Here is a 16,774-nt window from a genome sequence, read left to right on the forward strand (position 1 = left end):
CGTTGCCGGAAGGCAGGAAGACATGCACCTCGAGACCGCCGGGGGGTCCTTGAAGCCCACGACCGAGAGTTCATTCTGGTATTATCCTTAGTTCTGTAGAAACCCGACAATCCCCTGCCCGCCGTACAGAGAGTGCCTATCAACCCTCCACTGTCTCATCATGAAGCTCGCTATTGCCCAGATTAATTGTACAGTTGGAGATCTTGGCGGCAATATCCGCAAGATCCTCGACTACACCAATCGGGCTAAAGATGCCGGGGCCGAACTGGTTATCACACCCGAGCTGGCGCTGTCGGGCTACCCGCCGGAAGATCTTCTACTGCGCAACGGATTCCGGTTCGCATGCGAAAAAGCGCTTGCAGACATGGCCAGCGAAGTAAGTGGGGTAACGCTGCTGGCAGGGCATCCTCATCTCGCGGACGGCAAGCTCTATAACGCGGCCTCGGTGATACGCGATGGCAAGATTATCGCCACCTATCACAAGAATCAGCTTCCCAACGACTCTGTATTCGACGAGCGGCGTTATTTCGAACCGGGTTCCGATCCCTGCCTGTTCGAGCTGAAGGGAATAAGATTCGGTGTCAACATTTGCCAGGATATTTGGCAAGGAGACGCTGTCACCCGCGCCAGGGGAGCGGGAGCCGACGTGCTGATAGTGCTGAATGCCTCCCCTTATCACATGCGCAAGCAGGCCTTGCGCCATCAGCTTGTACGGCAGCACATCCGCGAAACGGGAATGCCCGTGATTTATACCAATCTGATAGGCGCGCAGGATGAGCTGATATTCGACGGCGCTTCCTTTGCCATGAATGGCAAAGGTGAGCTGACGCATCAATTCGATGAGCTCACGGAAACGCTCGGCCTGATCGAATTGCAAAACGGCACCCCCATGCGCGGGGAAGTCTCTCCACCGCAAACACTGGAAGCAACCGTTTATCAGGCTTTGTGTCTTGGCCTCAGAGATTATATGGGAAAGAATGGCATACCGGGCGTGCTGCTGGGCCTTTCCGGTGGCGTGGATTCGGCGCTCACACTAGCGGTCGCCGTCGATGCGCTGGGTGCCGACAGGGTGGAAGCGGTCATGATGCCATCACCATTCACCGCCGATATCAGCTTACTGGATGCGCGCACGATGGCCAGGACATTGAATGTACGTTACAGCGAGCTTTCCATCCAGCCGGTATTTGATAAGTTCCTGGATACGCTGGCAAAGGAGTTTCCGGAGCCACCCGATCATAATCGCCCCGACACCACCGAGGAAAATCTGCAAGCGCGCATACGCGGCAACCTGCTGATGGCATTATCCAACAAATACGGCTCCATTGTGCTCACGACCGGCAACAAATCGGAAATAGCCGTGGGATACTGTACGCTCTATGGCGATATGGCGGGCGGCTTCGCGGTGCTGAAGGATATCACCAAAACCCTCGTGTACCGGCTTTGCCGCTACCGCAACACGCTGGGCAATGTGATTCCGGAACGTGTGATCAATCGTGCGCCTTCGGCCGAGTTGCGTCCCGGCCAGACCGATCAGGACAGCTTGCCGCCTTATGACGTGCTCGACGGCATCGTCGAAGCGTACATGGAGCACAATTTGTCGCTGCGGGAAATCCTGGGGATGAACTATGCCGAAGCGGACGTACGGCGCGTGGTGCATCTGATCCGTCTGAATGAATATAAACGCCGCCAGAGCCCGCCGGGTATCCGAATCACACAGCGAGGTTTCGGCAAGGATTGGCGTTACCCGATCACGTCAAAATATCGGGACGAGTTTTAATCGACAATCAAGCGGCGTTCAAGCTTCCCATAACCCCGTATAATCTCCCGCACACCGTCGGCACAAATCGCGGCCGCAATTTATTATAAAAAACATCCAACCAAGGTAACCAGGGTAACGCATCATGAAGAAAATCGAGGCTATTATCAAACCCTTCAAGCTTGACGAAGTGTGCGAGGCGCTTAATGAAGCCGGCGTGAGCGGATTGACCATCACTGAAGTCAAGGGATTCGGCAGACAAAAGGGCCATACCGAGCTCTATCGGGGCGCGGAATATGTGGTGGATTTTCTGCCGAAGATAAAAATCGAAATAGTGGTACCTGAAGCCCTGGTGGACGGTGTTATCGATACCATCGTTAACGTTGCGCGCACCGGCAAGATTGGCGATGGCAAGATTTTCGTCACCAGCATAGAACAGGTAGTGAGAATCCGTACCGGCGAGATAGGCGAGGCGGCAATTTAGCGCAGTGAGCCGGCCCATCTCAGGAATGCCGCGGCAGCGAGAGATAGGGGAGTAGCACGGATCACCTGGTTCCCGCAGTAGCCGCCTCCCCTGATGAAGTGCAGCTTCGTACCCCTGCACTGATATCTCCTCATGTGTCCCTGTCAAGCGCCAAGGCGTGTTGGAACTTCACCCGGATCCGGCTATCTTATCCTCATGAAATTTCGCTATTTAATGGCGGCTTTGCCGCTAGTGTTCCCCGCCAATATTTTTGCCGCGGGACTGCCTGATCTCGGCGATGCATCCCAGGCCACTTTTTCCCCACAGCAGGAGCGGGAACTTGGACTGCGGATCATGTCCGAAATTCGCGCCGACGCCGGTTATCTTGACGATGCCGAAGTCGCCGGCTATCTCACCAATCTCGGGAACCGCCTGCTCCTGAATTCCCGCGAAACACGCCCCGACCAGGAGTTTGAGTTCTTCGCGGTGAAAGATCCGATGATCAATGCGTTTGCGCTGCCCGGCGGCTTCATGGGCTTCAATACCGGCCTTATACTTACCGCGCAAAGTGAATCGGAGCTGGCTGGCGTAATGGCGCATGAAATCGCGCACGTTACCCAGAAACATCTCGCGCGCATGATTGCCGGACAAAGATACAGCATGTTGACTTCTCTGGCGGCGGTTGCATTGGCGGTTCTGGCTTCGCGCACGAATCCTCAGGCGGCGCAAGCCGTTCTGGTGGGATCGCAGGCCCGCCAGATTCAATCGCAACTCGATTTCACCCGTGACCATGAAAAAGAGGCGGATCGTATCGGCTTGAATATACTGATCAGCGCCGGCCTTGATCCCCGCGGGATGTCGGAATTTTTCGAGCGTTTGCAAAAAGCCGGACGATTCCGCGAAAATGGGGCGCCGTCCTACCTGCGCACCCACCCGATCACTTATGAGCGGATCGCGGATATTGATAACCGCACGCACAGTTTGCCTTACCGCCAAGTGCCCGACAGCCTGGATTTCCTGCTGGTGCGAGCCAAACTCCGGGCCTCTATGGATAATCCCGGCGAGGCGGTTGAATACTTTGACTCCGCTTTGCGGGAGAAGCGTTATAGCAGCGAGGCGGTCGAGCGCTACGGACTGATCAATGCCTTGTTGCGAGACAGAAAATTCGTACGCGCAGATAAGGAATTAATGCAATTGTATGAAAACTTGCAGTCTGATGCCGATGATGCATTGGAGAATCACCATCTGGCCTCGTCCCCCCAGAATATATATAAGACTCCACTGTCAAACGACATGATCGAGATGCTCGCGGAGCGCGCCCGGCTTGCCATCGGGCAACCCGCGGAAGCCCTCGATATTTACAAAACCGCCCCACGAATATATCGGCCGCACCGCTCATCGAACCATTACACCGGCACGGATAAAACCTCGGAAAACCATCGCCTCGGTACCACGATCCAGATTACACGTAAAACATTACGGCCAAGCGCCATGATCGAAACCCTTGCGGCAAGGGTTAAACTTGCCATGGGACAAACCGCGGAAGCGCTCGATATTTATGAAGCCGCGCTACGAACCTATCCCCAGCACCGGGCATTGGTCTACGACTACGCCGACGCGCTGCTGCGCAGCAATGGCGCCGAGGCGGCGCTCAAATTCGTTAATCAGCAATTGCAGTATATGCCCAACGACATACGCCTTTACCGGCTGCAGGCCCAAAGCTACGGTGCGCTCGGGGACATGATGATGCAGCATCGCGCACAGGCGGAAGTCTATACGCGTCAAGGCAACGTCCATGCCGCTATCGAACAGCTGCAGATCGCATTGAAAGGCGATGATGGCGACTTCTACCAGAAATCCAGCGCGGAGGCGCGCCTCAAGGAATTGCGCATACTGGCCGAGGCGCAAAAGAACGAAAAATGAGGCTCGGCAATCCATTCTCGCTTACAGCATGATTTCTAAACGGCGCGCACTCGGGTAACATTCGGCTTTCATTTTTCCCCATCCAGGTATCCCTTCCCGAGTTACGTATGGCATTTATTCCCCGCGGCAGGCTGCTTATACTCATCGTGGCACTGCTATCAGCCTTGGCTGGCTTCTGGTACTGGCAAGCACAACCCGATTCCAAGCAGGAACGCTACAAAACCCAGGCCGTCGACCACGGCGATATCATACAGAATATTTCCGCCAACGGCACCCTCAACCCCGTCGTGCTGGTCAATGTGGGCACCCAGGTATCGGGCACGGTATATAGATTATATGCGGACTTCAACGATGCGGTCGAGGAGGGGCAGATACTGGTTGAGCTCGATCCGTCGCTGTTCCAGGCCCAGTTGCGGCAGTCGGAAGCCAATGTGGCAAATGCCCGGACCGCGCTGAAGCTGGCCAATAACAAAATGGCGCGCAACCGCGCCCTTGTGGAACAGGGCTTTATCTCTCCGGATGCGCTGGACGCCGTCGAACAGATACTCGAAGCCGCTCGCGCCCAGCTCGCGGTAAGCGAAGCGCAGCTTGCGCGGGATCGTACCAATCTCAACTACAGTGTGATCCGTTCGCCCATTTCCGGCGTCGTCATCGCGCGCAACGTGGATATTGGCCAGACGGTGGCAGCAAGCTTTCAGACGCCCGTCCTGTTCCAAATTGCCAAGGATCTGCGCGAAATGCAGATCGATACCAGCGTGGCGGAGGCGGACATCGGCCAGTTGCATCTCGGTCAGGTGGTCAACTTTACCGTCGACGCTTTTCAGGAGCGCGAGTTCACAGGCACGGTGAAACAGGTGCGCCTCAACCCCACCATCCAGCAGAATGTGGTGTCATACAATGTGGTGGTAGCGGTGGAAAATAACGAAGGGGTATTGCTCCCCGGCATGACCGCCAACGTGCGCTTCACCGTCAACCAGAAAAAAGATGTATTGCGGGTTCCCAATGCGGCGTTGCGCTATAAGCCAGCCGAAAACGACACGGATTCCGTCACGGCCCCGGCGCGGCGACCTGGCAAGCAAATGGTTTACAGGCTGGAAGAAGGCAAAGCCGTCCCCGTCAGCATCCAAACCGGCATTGCCGATAGCAGTTTCACCGAAATCCTGGGAGACGCGATCCAGCAAGGCGATAAACTGATCATTCGAGAAACCGCCGACAAGGACAAGTCCGCCAGTAAACTCAGATTCAGAATGTTCTGATGATTCCGCAACACGTTTCCGGTGAACCGCTGCTCAAGGTTGAGAATCTTAGCAAGATTTACAGTCTGGATAGCGGGGTCAAAGGGGGGGGAGCGGTCAACAGTCAAGTGCTGTTCGACGTGAACCTGACTATCGATCGAGGAGAGTTCGTTGCCATCATGGGGCATTCCGGCTCCGGCAAATCCACCCTGATGAACATCCTTGGTTGCCTGGATACGCCCACCAGCGGGCACTATTGGCTCGACGGACGGGATATCGCATCACTTTCGGACGATGAACTCGCCCGCGTGCGTAATCGCAACATCGGTTTCGTGTTTCAAGGTTTCAACCTGCTTAAACGCATGACGGCCCTGGATAACGTAGCCACTCCCCTACTCTATGCCGGAGCGACCCGCTCGGATAGCCGCAAGCGCGCGCTGGAACTCTTGCGTCAAACAGGGCTGGGGAACTTTGCCGCGTATCAGCCTAACCAGCTTTCCGGCGGACAGCAGCAGCGCGTGGCCATCAGCCGCGCACTGGTCAACAACCCGCAGCTCATCCTCGCAGATGAGCCCACCGGCAATCTCGACACCCAGACCAGCCGTGAAATCATGGCGATTTTCGAGCAGCTCAATCGCGAGCAGGGCATTACGATTGTGCTTGTCACGCACGAAGACGACATTGCCGCCTGCACCCGGCGGCTGGTTCGCCTGCAGGATGGGCGCATCGTGCATGATGGCGGGGTGCCCGCATGAGTCTTCTCGCCATCATCGGCGAAGCGCTGCGGGCGCTGCGGCTCAACCGTTTGCGCACCGGCCTGACCATGCTCGGCATGATCATCGGCGTGGCGGCTGTGGTATTGATGCTCGCGGTGGGTCAGGGTGCGCAAACCACGGTGAACCAGGCCATCAGCTCGATGGGCAGCAATCTGTTCATCGTCGTACCGGGCGCCACCTCTTCTGGCGCACTGCGTTCCGCCGCTGGCAGCGTGCAAACCCTGACGATGGGCGATGCGCTAGCCATCGCCCATCTGCCTTCGGTCAAGGCAACCGCACCGCTCATTACCGGTACGGCGCAACTGAATTATGGCGCGAATAACTGGAGCACTTCTGTCACGGGCGTCACGCCGGATTACTTCAGTGTGCGCAACTGGCCTGCGGAAAGCGGCGCATTATTTACCGAGGCCGATCTGCGTTCGGCCACGCGGGTTGTCATTCTCGGCCAAATAACCGCCCGGAATCTTTTCGGCGACGAAGATCCGACGGGAAAGACTATCCGCATCAAAAACAGTCCTTTTGTGGTCGCGGGCGTCCTCGCACCCAAAGGGCAAAGCCTGGATGGGCGCGACCAGGACGACGCCGTGTTTATTCCCATTACCACCGGACAAAGCCAGATATTCGGCAACCAGTTTCCTGGAACGATACGGTTCCTGATGGTGCAAGGCCGATCGGACGAAGTAATGGATGAAGCCGAAACCGAAATCAACCAGTTGTTGCGCCAGCGCCATCGCCTTGCCGAGGGGACGGAAAACGATTTCACCGTGCGCAACATGGCCGCCCTCGCCGCTGTAGCAACGGGCGCGGCCAAGGTCATGTCCATCATGCTGGGCTCCATCGCTTCCATATCATTGCTGGTGGGCGGCATCGGCATCATGAATATCATGCTGGTATCGGTCACCGAGCGGACCCGAGAAATCGGCATCCGCATGGCCATCGGCGCCAACCGCCGCGCCATCCTCACGCAATTCCTGCTGGAAGCGCTGGTTATCTGCATCATGGGCGGGCTTATCGGGGTTGCCATCGGCATCGGCGGCGCCTGGGCCGTGAGTCAGGCGACGGATATGGTGGTAGTGATCACATTCGGGATGGTCGCCCTGGCATTCGCCTTTGCCTCAGCGGTGGGGATATTTTTTGGGTTTTATCCCGCGAAAAAGGCGGCGGCGTTGAAGCCGGTGGAAGCGTTGCGGTATGAATAATGGCCAATAAGCTGGAACTCTACCCTCGTTGCCATACCCGCTGCGTCGCAAGAGATGTGAAACGTAAAAATTACTTCCTGCTTCCTCAACTGTTTCGTGAAGGGCCTTCTGCGATAATTATTGTCATGGTTTGATGGCTCTTTCCGGGAGGAATATTTTAATTCTTGAATTGATTTGCACGGGCGTTGGCACGCCCCTCGCTGCCATGCTGACCGGCTGCGTCATCCGCCCGATTTAATCCGGGCATCCCCCTCTCTCGAGACCTTTCAGCGCGGTGAGTGTCGTCCTGCCTACCTTGAGTTTGCGCGTTGCCATATCCTCCCCCCGTCTGCGCCCCACCATGATTCGCCATCTGCCCTCCTCCATAATCCCCACCATGCCCTCCTCCATGCCCTCCTTCTGCCAAGGCGCAGGTAGAAACCAGAAGTATGGTTCCTGTTACAAATGCTGAAATTGTTTTGCTCATCATCGTCTCCTCATGGTTACATGTGGCTGACCGGGATCCATGTTTCCCACGTCAACGGACTCCTAATAGAGTCGAAATTTCAATGTTTGTTTTTTATTAAAGGTACGTTCAGCAGGTTAATAAATCCACCTAATGGGTCGGCAGTTAAAGCTCACGTTTCTCGATAGGGTTGCCGATCCGATGCAATGACCAAAGGCAAAAACGTGCCGGGAATAATAAGGATAGACGTTTTTATTTCTCTGAACAACTCGGAAACCACAATAAATTGTGATCTGTCCCCAAGTGCTCATGGGCTCCGCAGTCCGGGGGTGATAGTTACTCCACCGTCACCGATTTAGCCAGATTCCTTGGCTTATCCACATCCGTGCCTTTTTGCAGCGCAACATGATAAGCCAGCAATTGCAGTGGGATGGTATGAAGGATGGGGCTGAGCGACCCGGCATGTTCCGCCAGCCGAATGATATGCACGCCTTCGCTCTCCTGGATGTGGGAATCGGCGTCGGCGAAAACATAAAGTTCGCCGCCGCGCGCGCGAACTTCCTGCAAATTGGATTTGAGTTTTTCCAGCAGCGCGTCGTTGGGCGCGATGGCGACCACCGGCATGTCCTTGTCCACCAGCGCAAGCGGGCCGTGCTTCAATTCCCCGGCAGCGTAGGCCTCGGCGTGGATGTAGGAAATTTCCTTGAGTTTGAGCGCGCCTTCCATGGCGATGGGATAGTGCACGCCGCGCCCAAGAAACAAGGCATGGCGTTTCTGGGCGAATCCCTCGGCCCAGACCTTGACCTGGGGCTCCACTTGCAGCGCATGCTGCAGCGCGACAGGCAGGTGCCGCAAGGCGGCGATGATCTCGCGCTCGCCCTCGCCAGAGAGCTTGCCGCGCAGTTTCGCCAATGTCATGGCAAGCAGCATGAGTGCCGCCAACTGCGTGGTGAATGCCTTGGTGGAAGCGACACCGATCTCCGGCCCGGCGCGGGTGAGGAAGCGCAGATCGGTCTGCCGTACCAGGGCGCTTTCCGCCACATTGCAGATGGCAAGGCTGTGGCGGTGTCCCAGCGACTTTGCATAGCTGAGGGCGGCCAGCGTATCGGCCGTCTCACCCGATTGGGAAATTCCCACCACCAGGGCTTTGGGGCTGGCGACCGGATGGCGGTAGCGGTATTCGCTGGCAATCTCGACATTGCAGGTCAATCCCGCCAGCGCTTCCAGCCAGTAGCGCGCCACCAGGCCAGCGTGATAGCTGGTGCCGCAGGCGAGTATCAGAATGCCGTCGGTCGTGTTGAAAATATCTTCCGCTTCGCTTCCAAATAGCCTCGGAGAGATGGATTGAGCGTTGAGCACCATTTCCAGCGTATTCGCCACCACACCCGGCTGCTCGAATATTTCCTTCTGCATGAAATGGGCGTAGGGGCCCATATCCACGGCTTCGTTGGTCAGTTCGCTTTCATGGATGGGACGCACCACTTCCTTGCGCGCACCATCATGAAGGCTGACAATCCGGTAGCTGTCACGGCGCAGTTCGGCCACATCGCCTTCTTCCAGATAAATCATGCGCTTGGTCACCTGCAACAAGGCGGAAGCGTCGGAGGCGGCATAGTTGCCGGATTCGCTCAATCCCAATAACAGCGGTGCACCATTGCGGGAAACGACGATACGCTCGGGATCGACTTCTTCCATGACGGCGATGGCATAAGCGCCTTGCAATTCGTCCACAGAACGGCATACTGCCTCGAAGAGATCTGAGGTTTCCCTCAGGTTAAACGTGATGAGGTGGGCAATAACCTCCGTGTCGGTATCGGAAGTGAATTGATATCCCGCGTCCTGCAATCGCTGGCGCAGGGGTTCATGATTTTCTATGATGCCATTGTGCACGACCGCCACTTTCGAGATTTCGCCGGAAAAATGCGGATGAGCGTTGCGTTCGGAAGGCGCGCCATGAGTCGCCCAGCGAGTGTGGGCGATGCCTACCTCGCCATGGAAATCCTGCTCGTCTGCAAGCTTGCTGAGTTCGGCAACCCGCCCGGTGGTGCGCAGTCGATGCAACCCGCCATTCATCAGTGCAAGCCCGGCGGAATCGTAACCGCGGTATTCGAGACGGCGCAAGCCTTCCAGCAGGGTCGGAACAATATTACTTCTGGCTACCGCACCGACTATTCCGCACATTGATTGATTTCCTTTCTGCTTCGTTTCGGAGAATTGCAAGGTTGAGAAGATGCCGCCATTTCATGTTTTTACTTCTCGCCCTTCGGTTTTTTGACGGGCCGCTTCCATCCATCAATGCTCATTTGTTTGGCGCGCGACAGGGTCAGCGTCTCCGGTGGCGTATCTTTGGTGATGGTCGAACCCGCACCAATGGTCGAGCCCTGCGCCACTCTCACCGGAGCCACCAATTGCGTATCGGAGCCGACAAACACGTCATCCTCGATGATGGTCTGGTATTTGTTGGCACCATCGTAGTTGCACGTAATCGTCCCGGCGCCGATGTTGACATTCTTGCCTACCACGGAGTCGCCGATGTAACTCAGATGATTGGCCTTGCTACCGGCAGCGATGGAGCTGTTCTTGACTTCGACGAAATTGCCGATATGCACGTCGCTGGCAAGCGTTGTTCCAGGGCGGATACGGGCATAAGGGCCAATGCGGCAGTTTTTTCCGATTTCGGCGGATTCGATCAGGCTGAAGGGCGCGATCGCTGCCCCCGCCGCAACTTTGACATTTCTCAGAATACTGTGAGCGCCCACTTTCACGCCATCATCCAGCTGCACATGGCCTTCGAAAATGCAATTGATGTCTATCTCCACATCCCTGCCGCAATCGAGTCGGCCGCGAATATCAATGCGAGTCATATCCGCCAGGGTGACCCCCTGATTCAGCAGTTTTTTTGCACATTCATTCTGGTGGATACGCTCGAGCTCCGCCAGTTGCGTCTTGCTGTTGACGCCAATCGTTTCCCAGGCATGAGCTGGGTGAGCCGCGTCCACCTTCACGCCATCCTTGACTGCCATCGCCACAATGTCGGTAAGGTAGTACTCCTTTTGTGCATTGTTGTTTCCCAGCTTGTGCAACCAGCCATGGAGATGCTGGTTTGGAATCACCATGATGCCGGTATTGATCTCGCGGATTTGCCGCTGGGATTTGCTGGCATCCTTCTCTTCGACGATGGCAACGATGGCTTCTCTCTCATCCCGCACGATTCTGCCGTAGCCGGCAGGGTCAGCCAGCTCCACCGTCAGCAGGGCCAGATTTTTCTCCCCCGCCATTGCAATCAATCCCTTCAGGGTTTCGATTCCGGTCAACGGCACATCACCATACAGCACAAGCGTCATGCCGGTATTGTCCAGATGCGGCAGTGCTTGCATCAACGCATGGCCGGTACCCAGTTGTGGCGACTGCTGCACCCAGGTAAGACTCTCATCGCCGATCGCCCGGGGCACAGCCTCGCCACCATGCCCGTAAACAACACAAACTCTTTGCGGCGATAATGCGCGCGCCGTATCGAGCACATGTCCGAGCAAGGATTTTCCGGCCAGCGGATGTAAAACCTTGGGCAGTGCCGAGTGCATGCGTTTGCCGAGTCCGGCAGCAAGAATGACGATATTTAGCTTGGACATTTAATGAAGAATGGTCAGGATCCCTACTGCAAGCAGCAGGCGTTACTCTTTTGCGTATAGGCCGCAGACGGTAAACAGATCAGGGATAATGCTATTGATCCAGCGAGATACAAAGCGCATCATTGTTGATTTGAGCTGGATTCCGGGTCAAGCCCGGAATGACGAATTCATAGTATTTTCTCGGTGGACAAACTGTAAACGTTTCAGCCCCCGAAAAGATGACGTTAATTTATCACATTGCGCGCTTAAAATCCAAGTACCGGCGTCTTTTACGTGAATGCAGCCCACTCCGCGCCGCCTTTCACATGGATATGCCGCATTGGAAGACTTCGATCACAACCACGTTTGGTGATCATCCAATTTAAGCGGATTCTGTTTCAATGCCGTGTCAGCAATCCGTTTTTCCAAACATCTGGGGGCTTATTCCAAGAATAAAAAAGGCGGCTATCGCCGCCTTTGCATCTGAACTCAATGGATCAATGCCCGCGTTTTCTCAGTTTCTGGATTGCCGCCAATTGCGCGATAGCCTCGCTTAGCTCAGCCTGGGCTCGCGCATAATCCATGGAAGAGGAACGATCCCTCATGGCATCTTCTGCGCGCTTCTTGGCTTCCATGGCTTTCGCCTCGTCGAGATTCGCGCCGCGCACGGCAGTATCGGCAAGAATGGTTACGACGTCCGGCTGTATTTCCAGCATGCCGCCGGACACGTAGACGAGCTCTTCTTCCTGCAATGGTGCCTTGATGCGCACCGATCCAGGCTTGATCCGGGTCAACATGGGCGTATGTTGCGGGTAGATACCCACTTCCCCCGCTTCCGCCGGGGCTACCAGGAACTCGGCGGGGCCGGAATAGATCGACTCCTCCGCACTGACTATATCGACGTGGAACACACCCATTTTTCTTTCCGTTACCAATTGATTGGCTTACTTGATTTAAGAAGCCGGGTTTATGAAATCAATTCCTCTATTGCAGGGTTTTGGCTTTCTCGACCGCTTCGTCTATCCCGCCGACCATATAGAAAGCCTGTTCCGGCAAGTGATCATAATCTCCGGCAACGATACCCTTGAAGCCTTTAATGGTTTCTTTCAGCGACACATATTTGCCCGGTGAACCGGTGAATACTTCCGCCACGTTAAAGGGTTGCGACAGGAAACGCTGGATCTTGCGCGCCCTTGCCACGGCCAGTTTGTCTTCGGGAGAAAGCTCGTCCATCCCCAGGATGGCGATGATGTCGCGCAACTCCTTGTAACGCTGAAGGGTCTGCTGCACGTCGCGCGCGGTATTGTAGTGCTCTTCGCCCACCACAAGCGGATCAAGCTGGCGCGAGGTGGAATCGAGCGGATCCACCGCCGGATATATCCCCAGCGAGGCGATGTCGCGCGACAGCACCACGGTTGCATCCAGGTGGCCGAACGTGGTGGCGGGCGACGGATCGGTCAAATCGTCCGCCGGCACATAGACAGCCTGAATCGAGGTAATGGAACCCGACTTGGTAGAAGTGATGCGCTCCTGCAGGCGCCCCATTTCTTCGGCCAGCGTCGGCTGGTAACCCACTGCGGATGGCATCCGCCCGAGCAGTGCCGATACCTCGGTACCCGCCAGCGTAAAGCGGTAGATATTATCGACAAACAGCAGCACGTCACGGCCTTCATCGCGGAAGAATTCCGCCATGGTCAGACCCGTCAGCGCCACGCGCAACCGGTTGCCGGGCGGCTCGTTCATCTGCCCGTATACCAGCGCCACCTTGTCCAACACGTTGGATTCCTTCATCTCATGGTAGAAATCGTTGCCTTCGCGGGTTCGTTCGCCCACGCCCGCAAATACCGAGAATCCGCTGTGCTCGATGGCAATGTTGCGAATCAGTTCCATCATGTTGACGGTCTTGCCCACGCCCGCGCCACCAAACAGCCCCACTTTGCCGCCCTTGGCGAAGGGACAGACCAGATCGATAACCTTGATACCCGTTTCCAGCAATTCGGTGGACGCGGAAAGCTCGTCAAATGCCGGCGCCTTCCGGTGTATCGACATTCTCTTTTCCTCGCCAATGGGGCCCATTTCATCAATCGGCCTCCCCAGAACATCCATGATCCGGCCCAGCGTCTTGGTGCCGACCGGGACCAGAATCTGGTCACCGGTGTTGGTGACCATCATGCCGCGGCGCAGCCCATCTGAAGACCCAAGCGCAATCGTGCGCACAATGCCGTCACCCAATTGCTGCTGCACTTCGAGCGTCAGCTCGGTACCTTCCAGCACCAGCGCGTCATACACCTTCGGCATCTCTTCCCGCGAAAACTCGACGTCAACCACGGCGCCGATACACTGAACAATTTTTCCCTGGCTCATGTTGTTCCCTAAATGCTAAATCAAAATATTTAAACCGCCGCCGCGCCGCCGACGATTTCCGACAATTCCTTGGTAATGGCAGCCTGGCGCGACTTATTGTAAATCAGCGTCAATTCGTTGATCACGTTGCCGGCATTATCCGACGCCGCCTTCATCGCCACCATGCGAGCTGATTGTTCCGATGCCATATTCTCTGTCAGCGCCTGATAAATCAGCGCCTCGACGTACCGCACCATGATGTCATCAATAACCGGCTTGGCTTCGGGCTCGTAAATATAATCCCATACGCCACGCTGCCCGGTGGGCCCGTCGCCGGATTTCAGGCGCTCGTCGGAGAGCGGAAGCAATTGTTCCATCACCGGTTCCTGCTTCATGGTATTGATGAAGCGCGTGTAAAAAATGTACACTCGATCGAAACGGTCCTGGGTGTAGCCATCCAGCAAGACTTTCACCGCCCCGATCAGTTTCTCCAGATCCGGCGTATCACCCAGGCTTACGACATGGGAAATCACGCTGGCACCGAGGCGGTTCATAAATCCAAAACCCTTGTTGCCGATGCAGCACGCCTCGATCTGTTCGCCTTCCGCTTCCCACGTTTTCATTTTACTGACCGCCATGCGCAACACGTTCGTGTTGAGTCCGCCGCAAAGGCCTTTATCGGATGTGACCACGACAATGCCGATCCGTTTTACGGTGTCGCGCTCCACCAGAAATGGATGACGATATTCGGTATAGGCACGGCTCATGTGCGCGGCCACATTGCGAATCTTCTCGCCATAGGGACGCGCTTTTTTCATGCGCTCCTGCGCCTTGCGCATTTTGGAGGCCGCCACCATTTCCATCGCGCGCGTGATCTTCTGCGTATTTTTTACGCTTTTGATCTTGTTGCGTATTTCTCTGCTGCCAGCCATCGGTTAATAGGTTCCGTTCTTCTTGAATTCTTGAATCGCGGCATCAAGTTCTTTCTCGGTAGCCGCGTCGAGATCCTTGGTGGTCTCTATCTTGTCCATGATGGCGTTATATTTGCTGCGTATGTAGCCCTTCAGCGCCGATTCGAATGCCAGGGCGCGCTTGACTTCCACATCATCCAGATACCCCTTATTGACGGCGAACAGGGTAATGGCCATTTCGGACACGCTCAAGGTGGCATATTGCGCCTGTTTCATCAATTCGGTCACCATTTTGCCGCGTTCCAGCTGTTTGCGGGTCGCTTCATCAAGATCCGAGGCGAACTGCGCAAACGCCGCCAGTTCGCGGTATTGAGCCAATGCGAGACGCACGCCGCCACCCAGCTTCTTGATAACTTTTGTCTGGGCCGCACCCCCCACGCGCGATACCGAAACCCCCGCGTTGATCGCGGGACGTATACCGGCGTTGAATAAATCGGTTTCCAGAAATATCTGGCCATCGGTAATCGAGATGACATTGGTGGGAACGAAAGCGGTTACGTCACCCGCCTGAGTCTCAATCACTGGAAGTGCGGTGAGCGAGCCTGTCTTGCCCTTCACCGCGCCATTGGTGGCCTTCTCCACGTATGCCGCACTGACACGCGCGGCGCGTTCCAGCAAACGTGAATGCAGATAAAATACGTCACCGGGATAGGCTTCCCGTCCCGGCGGACGCCGCAGCAGCAGCGAAATCTGCCGGTAAGCCCACGCCTGCTTGGTCAGATCGTCATAAATGATGAGGGCGTCTTCACCCTTATCGCGGAAATATTCACCCATGGTGCAGCCGGAATAAGGCGCGATGAACTGCATCGCCGCCGATTCGGATGCGGTGGCGGCCACCACGATCGTGTACTCCATTGCCCCATGCTCTTCCAGCTTGCGTACTACGTTGGCGATGGATGAGGCTTTCTGCCCGATCGCGACATAGATGCAAACCATCTTCTCACCCTTCTGATTGATGATCGCATCAACCGCCACGGCAGTCTTGCCTGTCTGACGGTCACCGATAATCAATTCGCGCTGACCACGCCCGATGGGAACCATGGCGTCAATGGACTTGAGCCCGGTCTGCACCGGTTGATTCACCGATTGACGCCAGATTACGCCTGGCGCAATTTTTTCAATCGGCTCCGAGCGTTGTGTAGCTATCGGGCCTTTGCCGTCGATCGGCTGCCCCAGCGCGTTGACCACCCGGCCCATCAATTCTTCGCCTACCGGCACTTCCAGGATGCGGCCGGTGCACTTGACGATATCGCCTTCGGTAATGTGCTCGTACGAGCCCATGATCACCGCGCCCACGGAGTCGCGCTCGAGGTTAAGCGCAAGACCGAAAGTATTGCCGGGGAACTCCAGCATCTCGCCCTGCATCACGTCGGAAAGGCCATGGATACGCACGATGCCGTCAGTCACCGACACAATGGTGCCCTGCGTACGGACTTCCGCGGAGACGGCGAGTCCCTCGATTCTACTTTTAATCAGTTCACTGATTTCGGATGGATTTAACTGCATTTCAAATAACTCCTAGCTTTTAAGTGCGACAGCCATGGCTTCCAGTTTACCGCGCACGGAGGCATCCAGCACTTCGTCGCCGATTTCAACTTTCACCCCGCCTATCAATTCGGGATCGATACTTACCGTGGCTTCTATTTTGCGCTTGAACTTGATTTCGAGGCTGGCCACCAGATCTTTCAATTGCTCATCACTCATGGCAAATGCGGAAGCAATTTTCGCTCCCAGCACGCCTTCGTGCTGAGTCTTCAGCTGTTCGAACAGCTCTCTCACCTCGGGCAATATTTCAATCCGGCCATTTTCCGCCAGCAGCACAATGAAATTGCGGCCTGCTTCATTGAATCTGTCGCCGCCTATGCTGAGAAGCAATTCGCCCAATCGCCCGGCCGGAACTTTTGGATTGCCGATGAGCGCACGTATATTGTCGTCCGCAGCGATGGTGGCGGCCAGCTGCAGCATGTCGGACCAAGCGGGAAGCGCATCGGTGGCTTTGGCCAGCCTGAAGACAGCCTCCGCGTAAGGTCGTGCGATGGTGCGGGCTTCAGCCAT

14 protein-coding genes are annotated in these 16,774 nt (G+C 56.0%); 6 read left to right on the plus strand and 8 right to left on the minus strand.

The window, feature by feature from the left end:
* Positions 1-160: 160 nt before the first annotated feature.
* The 6 genes from EBAPG3_RS01140 to EBAPG3_RS01165 all read left to right on the plus strand — a co-directional run bounded on the left by EBAPG3_RS01140 (position 161) and on the right by EBAPG3_RS01165 (position 7,352).
* A complete protein-coding gene (locus tag EBAPG3_RS01140; protein WP_004180830.1) occupies positions 161-1,777 on the plus strand; it encodes an NAD+ synthase in 1,617 nt (538 codons plus the stop codon).
* 124 nt (positions 1,778-1,901) lie between these two features.
* Complete coding sequence (locus EBAPG3_RS01145) at positions 1,902-2,240, plus strand: P-II family nitrogen regulator (RefSeq protein ID WP_004180832.1); 339 nt, start codon at positions 1,902-1,904, stop codon at positions 2,238-2,240.
* Positions 2,241-2,435: 195 nt separating this feature from the next.
* Positions 2,436-4,142 carry a M48 family metalloprotease gene (locus tag EBAPG3_RS01150; RefSeq protein ID WP_004180833.1) on the plus strand — a complete coding sequence of 569 codons (1,707 nt, stop codon included), beginning with the start codon at positions 2,436-2,438 and terminating at the stop codon, positions 4,140-4,142.
* 107 nt (positions 4,143-4,249) lie between these two features.
* Positions 4,250-5,398 carry an efflux RND transporter periplasmic adaptor subunit gene (locus tag EBAPG3_RS01155; protein WP_004180834.1) on the plus strand — a complete coding sequence of 383 codons (1,149 nt, stop codon included), beginning with the start codon at positions 4,250-4,252 and terminating at the stop codon, positions 5,396-5,398.
* Positions 5,398-6,132: an ABC transporter ATP-binding protein gene (locus tag EBAPG3_RS01160; protein WP_004180835.1), complete on the plus strand. Its 735-nt coding sequence runs from the start codon at positions 5,398-5,400 to the stop codon at positions 6,130-6,132. Before EBAPG3_RS01155 ends, EBAPG3_RS01160 begins: the two co-directional genes overlap by 1 nt.
* Positions 6,129-7,352 carry an ABC transporter permease gene (locus EBAPG3_RS01165; RefSeq protein WP_004180837.1) on the plus strand — a complete coding sequence of 408 codons (1,224 nt, stop codon included), beginning with the start codon at positions 6,129-6,131 and terminating at the stop codon, positions 7,350-7,352. Before EBAPG3_RS01160 ends, EBAPG3_RS01165 begins: the two co-directional genes overlap by 4 nt.
* Before the next feature lie 157 nt (positions 7,353-7,509).
* Here the strand turns inward: EBAPG3_RS01165 and EBAPG3_RS01170 are convergent, their stop codons facing one another.
* The 8 genes from EBAPG3_RS01170 to EBAPG3_RS01205 all read right to left on the minus strand — a co-directional run bounded on the left by EBAPG3_RS01170 (position 7,510) and on the right by EBAPG3_RS01205 (position 16,774).
* The gene (locus EBAPG3_RS01170; RefSeq protein WP_151898838.1) at positions 7,510-7,821 is read right to left on the minus strand and encodes a hypothetical protein; all 312 of its coding nucleotides are present in this window, start codon (positions 7,819-7,821) and stop codon (positions 7,510-7,512) included.
* A 312-nt stretch (positions 7,822-8,133) separates the two neighbouring features.
* Positions 8,134-9,978 (minus strand): glutamine--fructose-6-phosphate transaminase (isomerizing), encoded by a 1,845-nt coding sequence (gene glmS, locus EBAPG3_RS01175; RefSeq protein WP_004180843.1) that lies wholly within the window; start codon positions 9,976-9,978, stop codon positions 8,134-8,136.
* Between the two features lie 68 nt (positions 9,979-10,046).
* Complete coding sequence (gene glmU / locus EBAPG3_RS01180) at positions 10,047-11,426, minus strand: bifunctional UDP-N-acetylglucosamine diphosphorylase/glucosamine-1-phosphate N-acetyltransferase GlmU (RefSeq protein ID WP_004180844.1); 1,380 nt, start codon at positions 11,424-11,426, stop codon at positions 10,047-10,049.
* A 476-nt stretch (positions 11,427-11,902) separates the two neighbouring features.
* Positions 11,903-12,322 (minus strand): F0F1 ATP synthase subunit epsilon, encoded by a 420-nt coding sequence (locus EBAPG3_RS01185; protein WP_004180846.1) that lies wholly within the window; start codon positions 12,320-12,322, stop codon positions 11,903-11,905.
* A 67-nt stretch (positions 12,323-12,389) separates the two neighbouring features.
* A complete protein-coding gene (gene atpD / locus EBAPG3_RS01190; protein ID WP_004180848.1) occupies positions 12,390-13,769 on the minus strand; it encodes a F0F1 ATP synthase subunit beta in 1,380 nt (459 codons plus the stop codon).
* Between the two features lie 29 nt (positions 13,770-13,798).
* Entirely contained in the window at positions 13,799-14,680 is an 882-nt protein-coding gene (atpG, locus tag EBAPG3_RS01195) for a F0F1 ATP synthase subunit gamma (protein WP_004180850.1), read from the minus strand.
* A 3-nt stretch (positions 14,681-14,683) separates the two neighbouring features.
* Positions 14,684-16,225, minus strand: a complete 1,542-nt coding sequence (atpA, locus tag EBAPG3_RS01200) for a F0F1 ATP synthase subunit alpha (RefSeq protein WP_004180851.1) — start codon at positions 16,223-16,225, stop codon at positions 14,684-14,686.
* Between the two features lie 12 nt (positions 16,226-16,237).
* On the minus strand, positions 16,238-16,774 hold the full coding sequence (locus EBAPG3_RS01205; protein ID WP_004180853.1) for a F0F1 ATP synthase subunit delta: 537 nt from the start codon (positions 16,772-16,774) through the stop codon (positions 16,238-16,240).

Origin of the sequence: Nitrosospira lacus (genome assembly GCF_000355765.4) — a bacterium.
Classification (GTDB): Bacteria; Pseudomonadota; Gammaproteobacteria; order Burkholderiales; family Nitrosomonadaceae; genus Nitrosospira; species Nitrosospira lacus.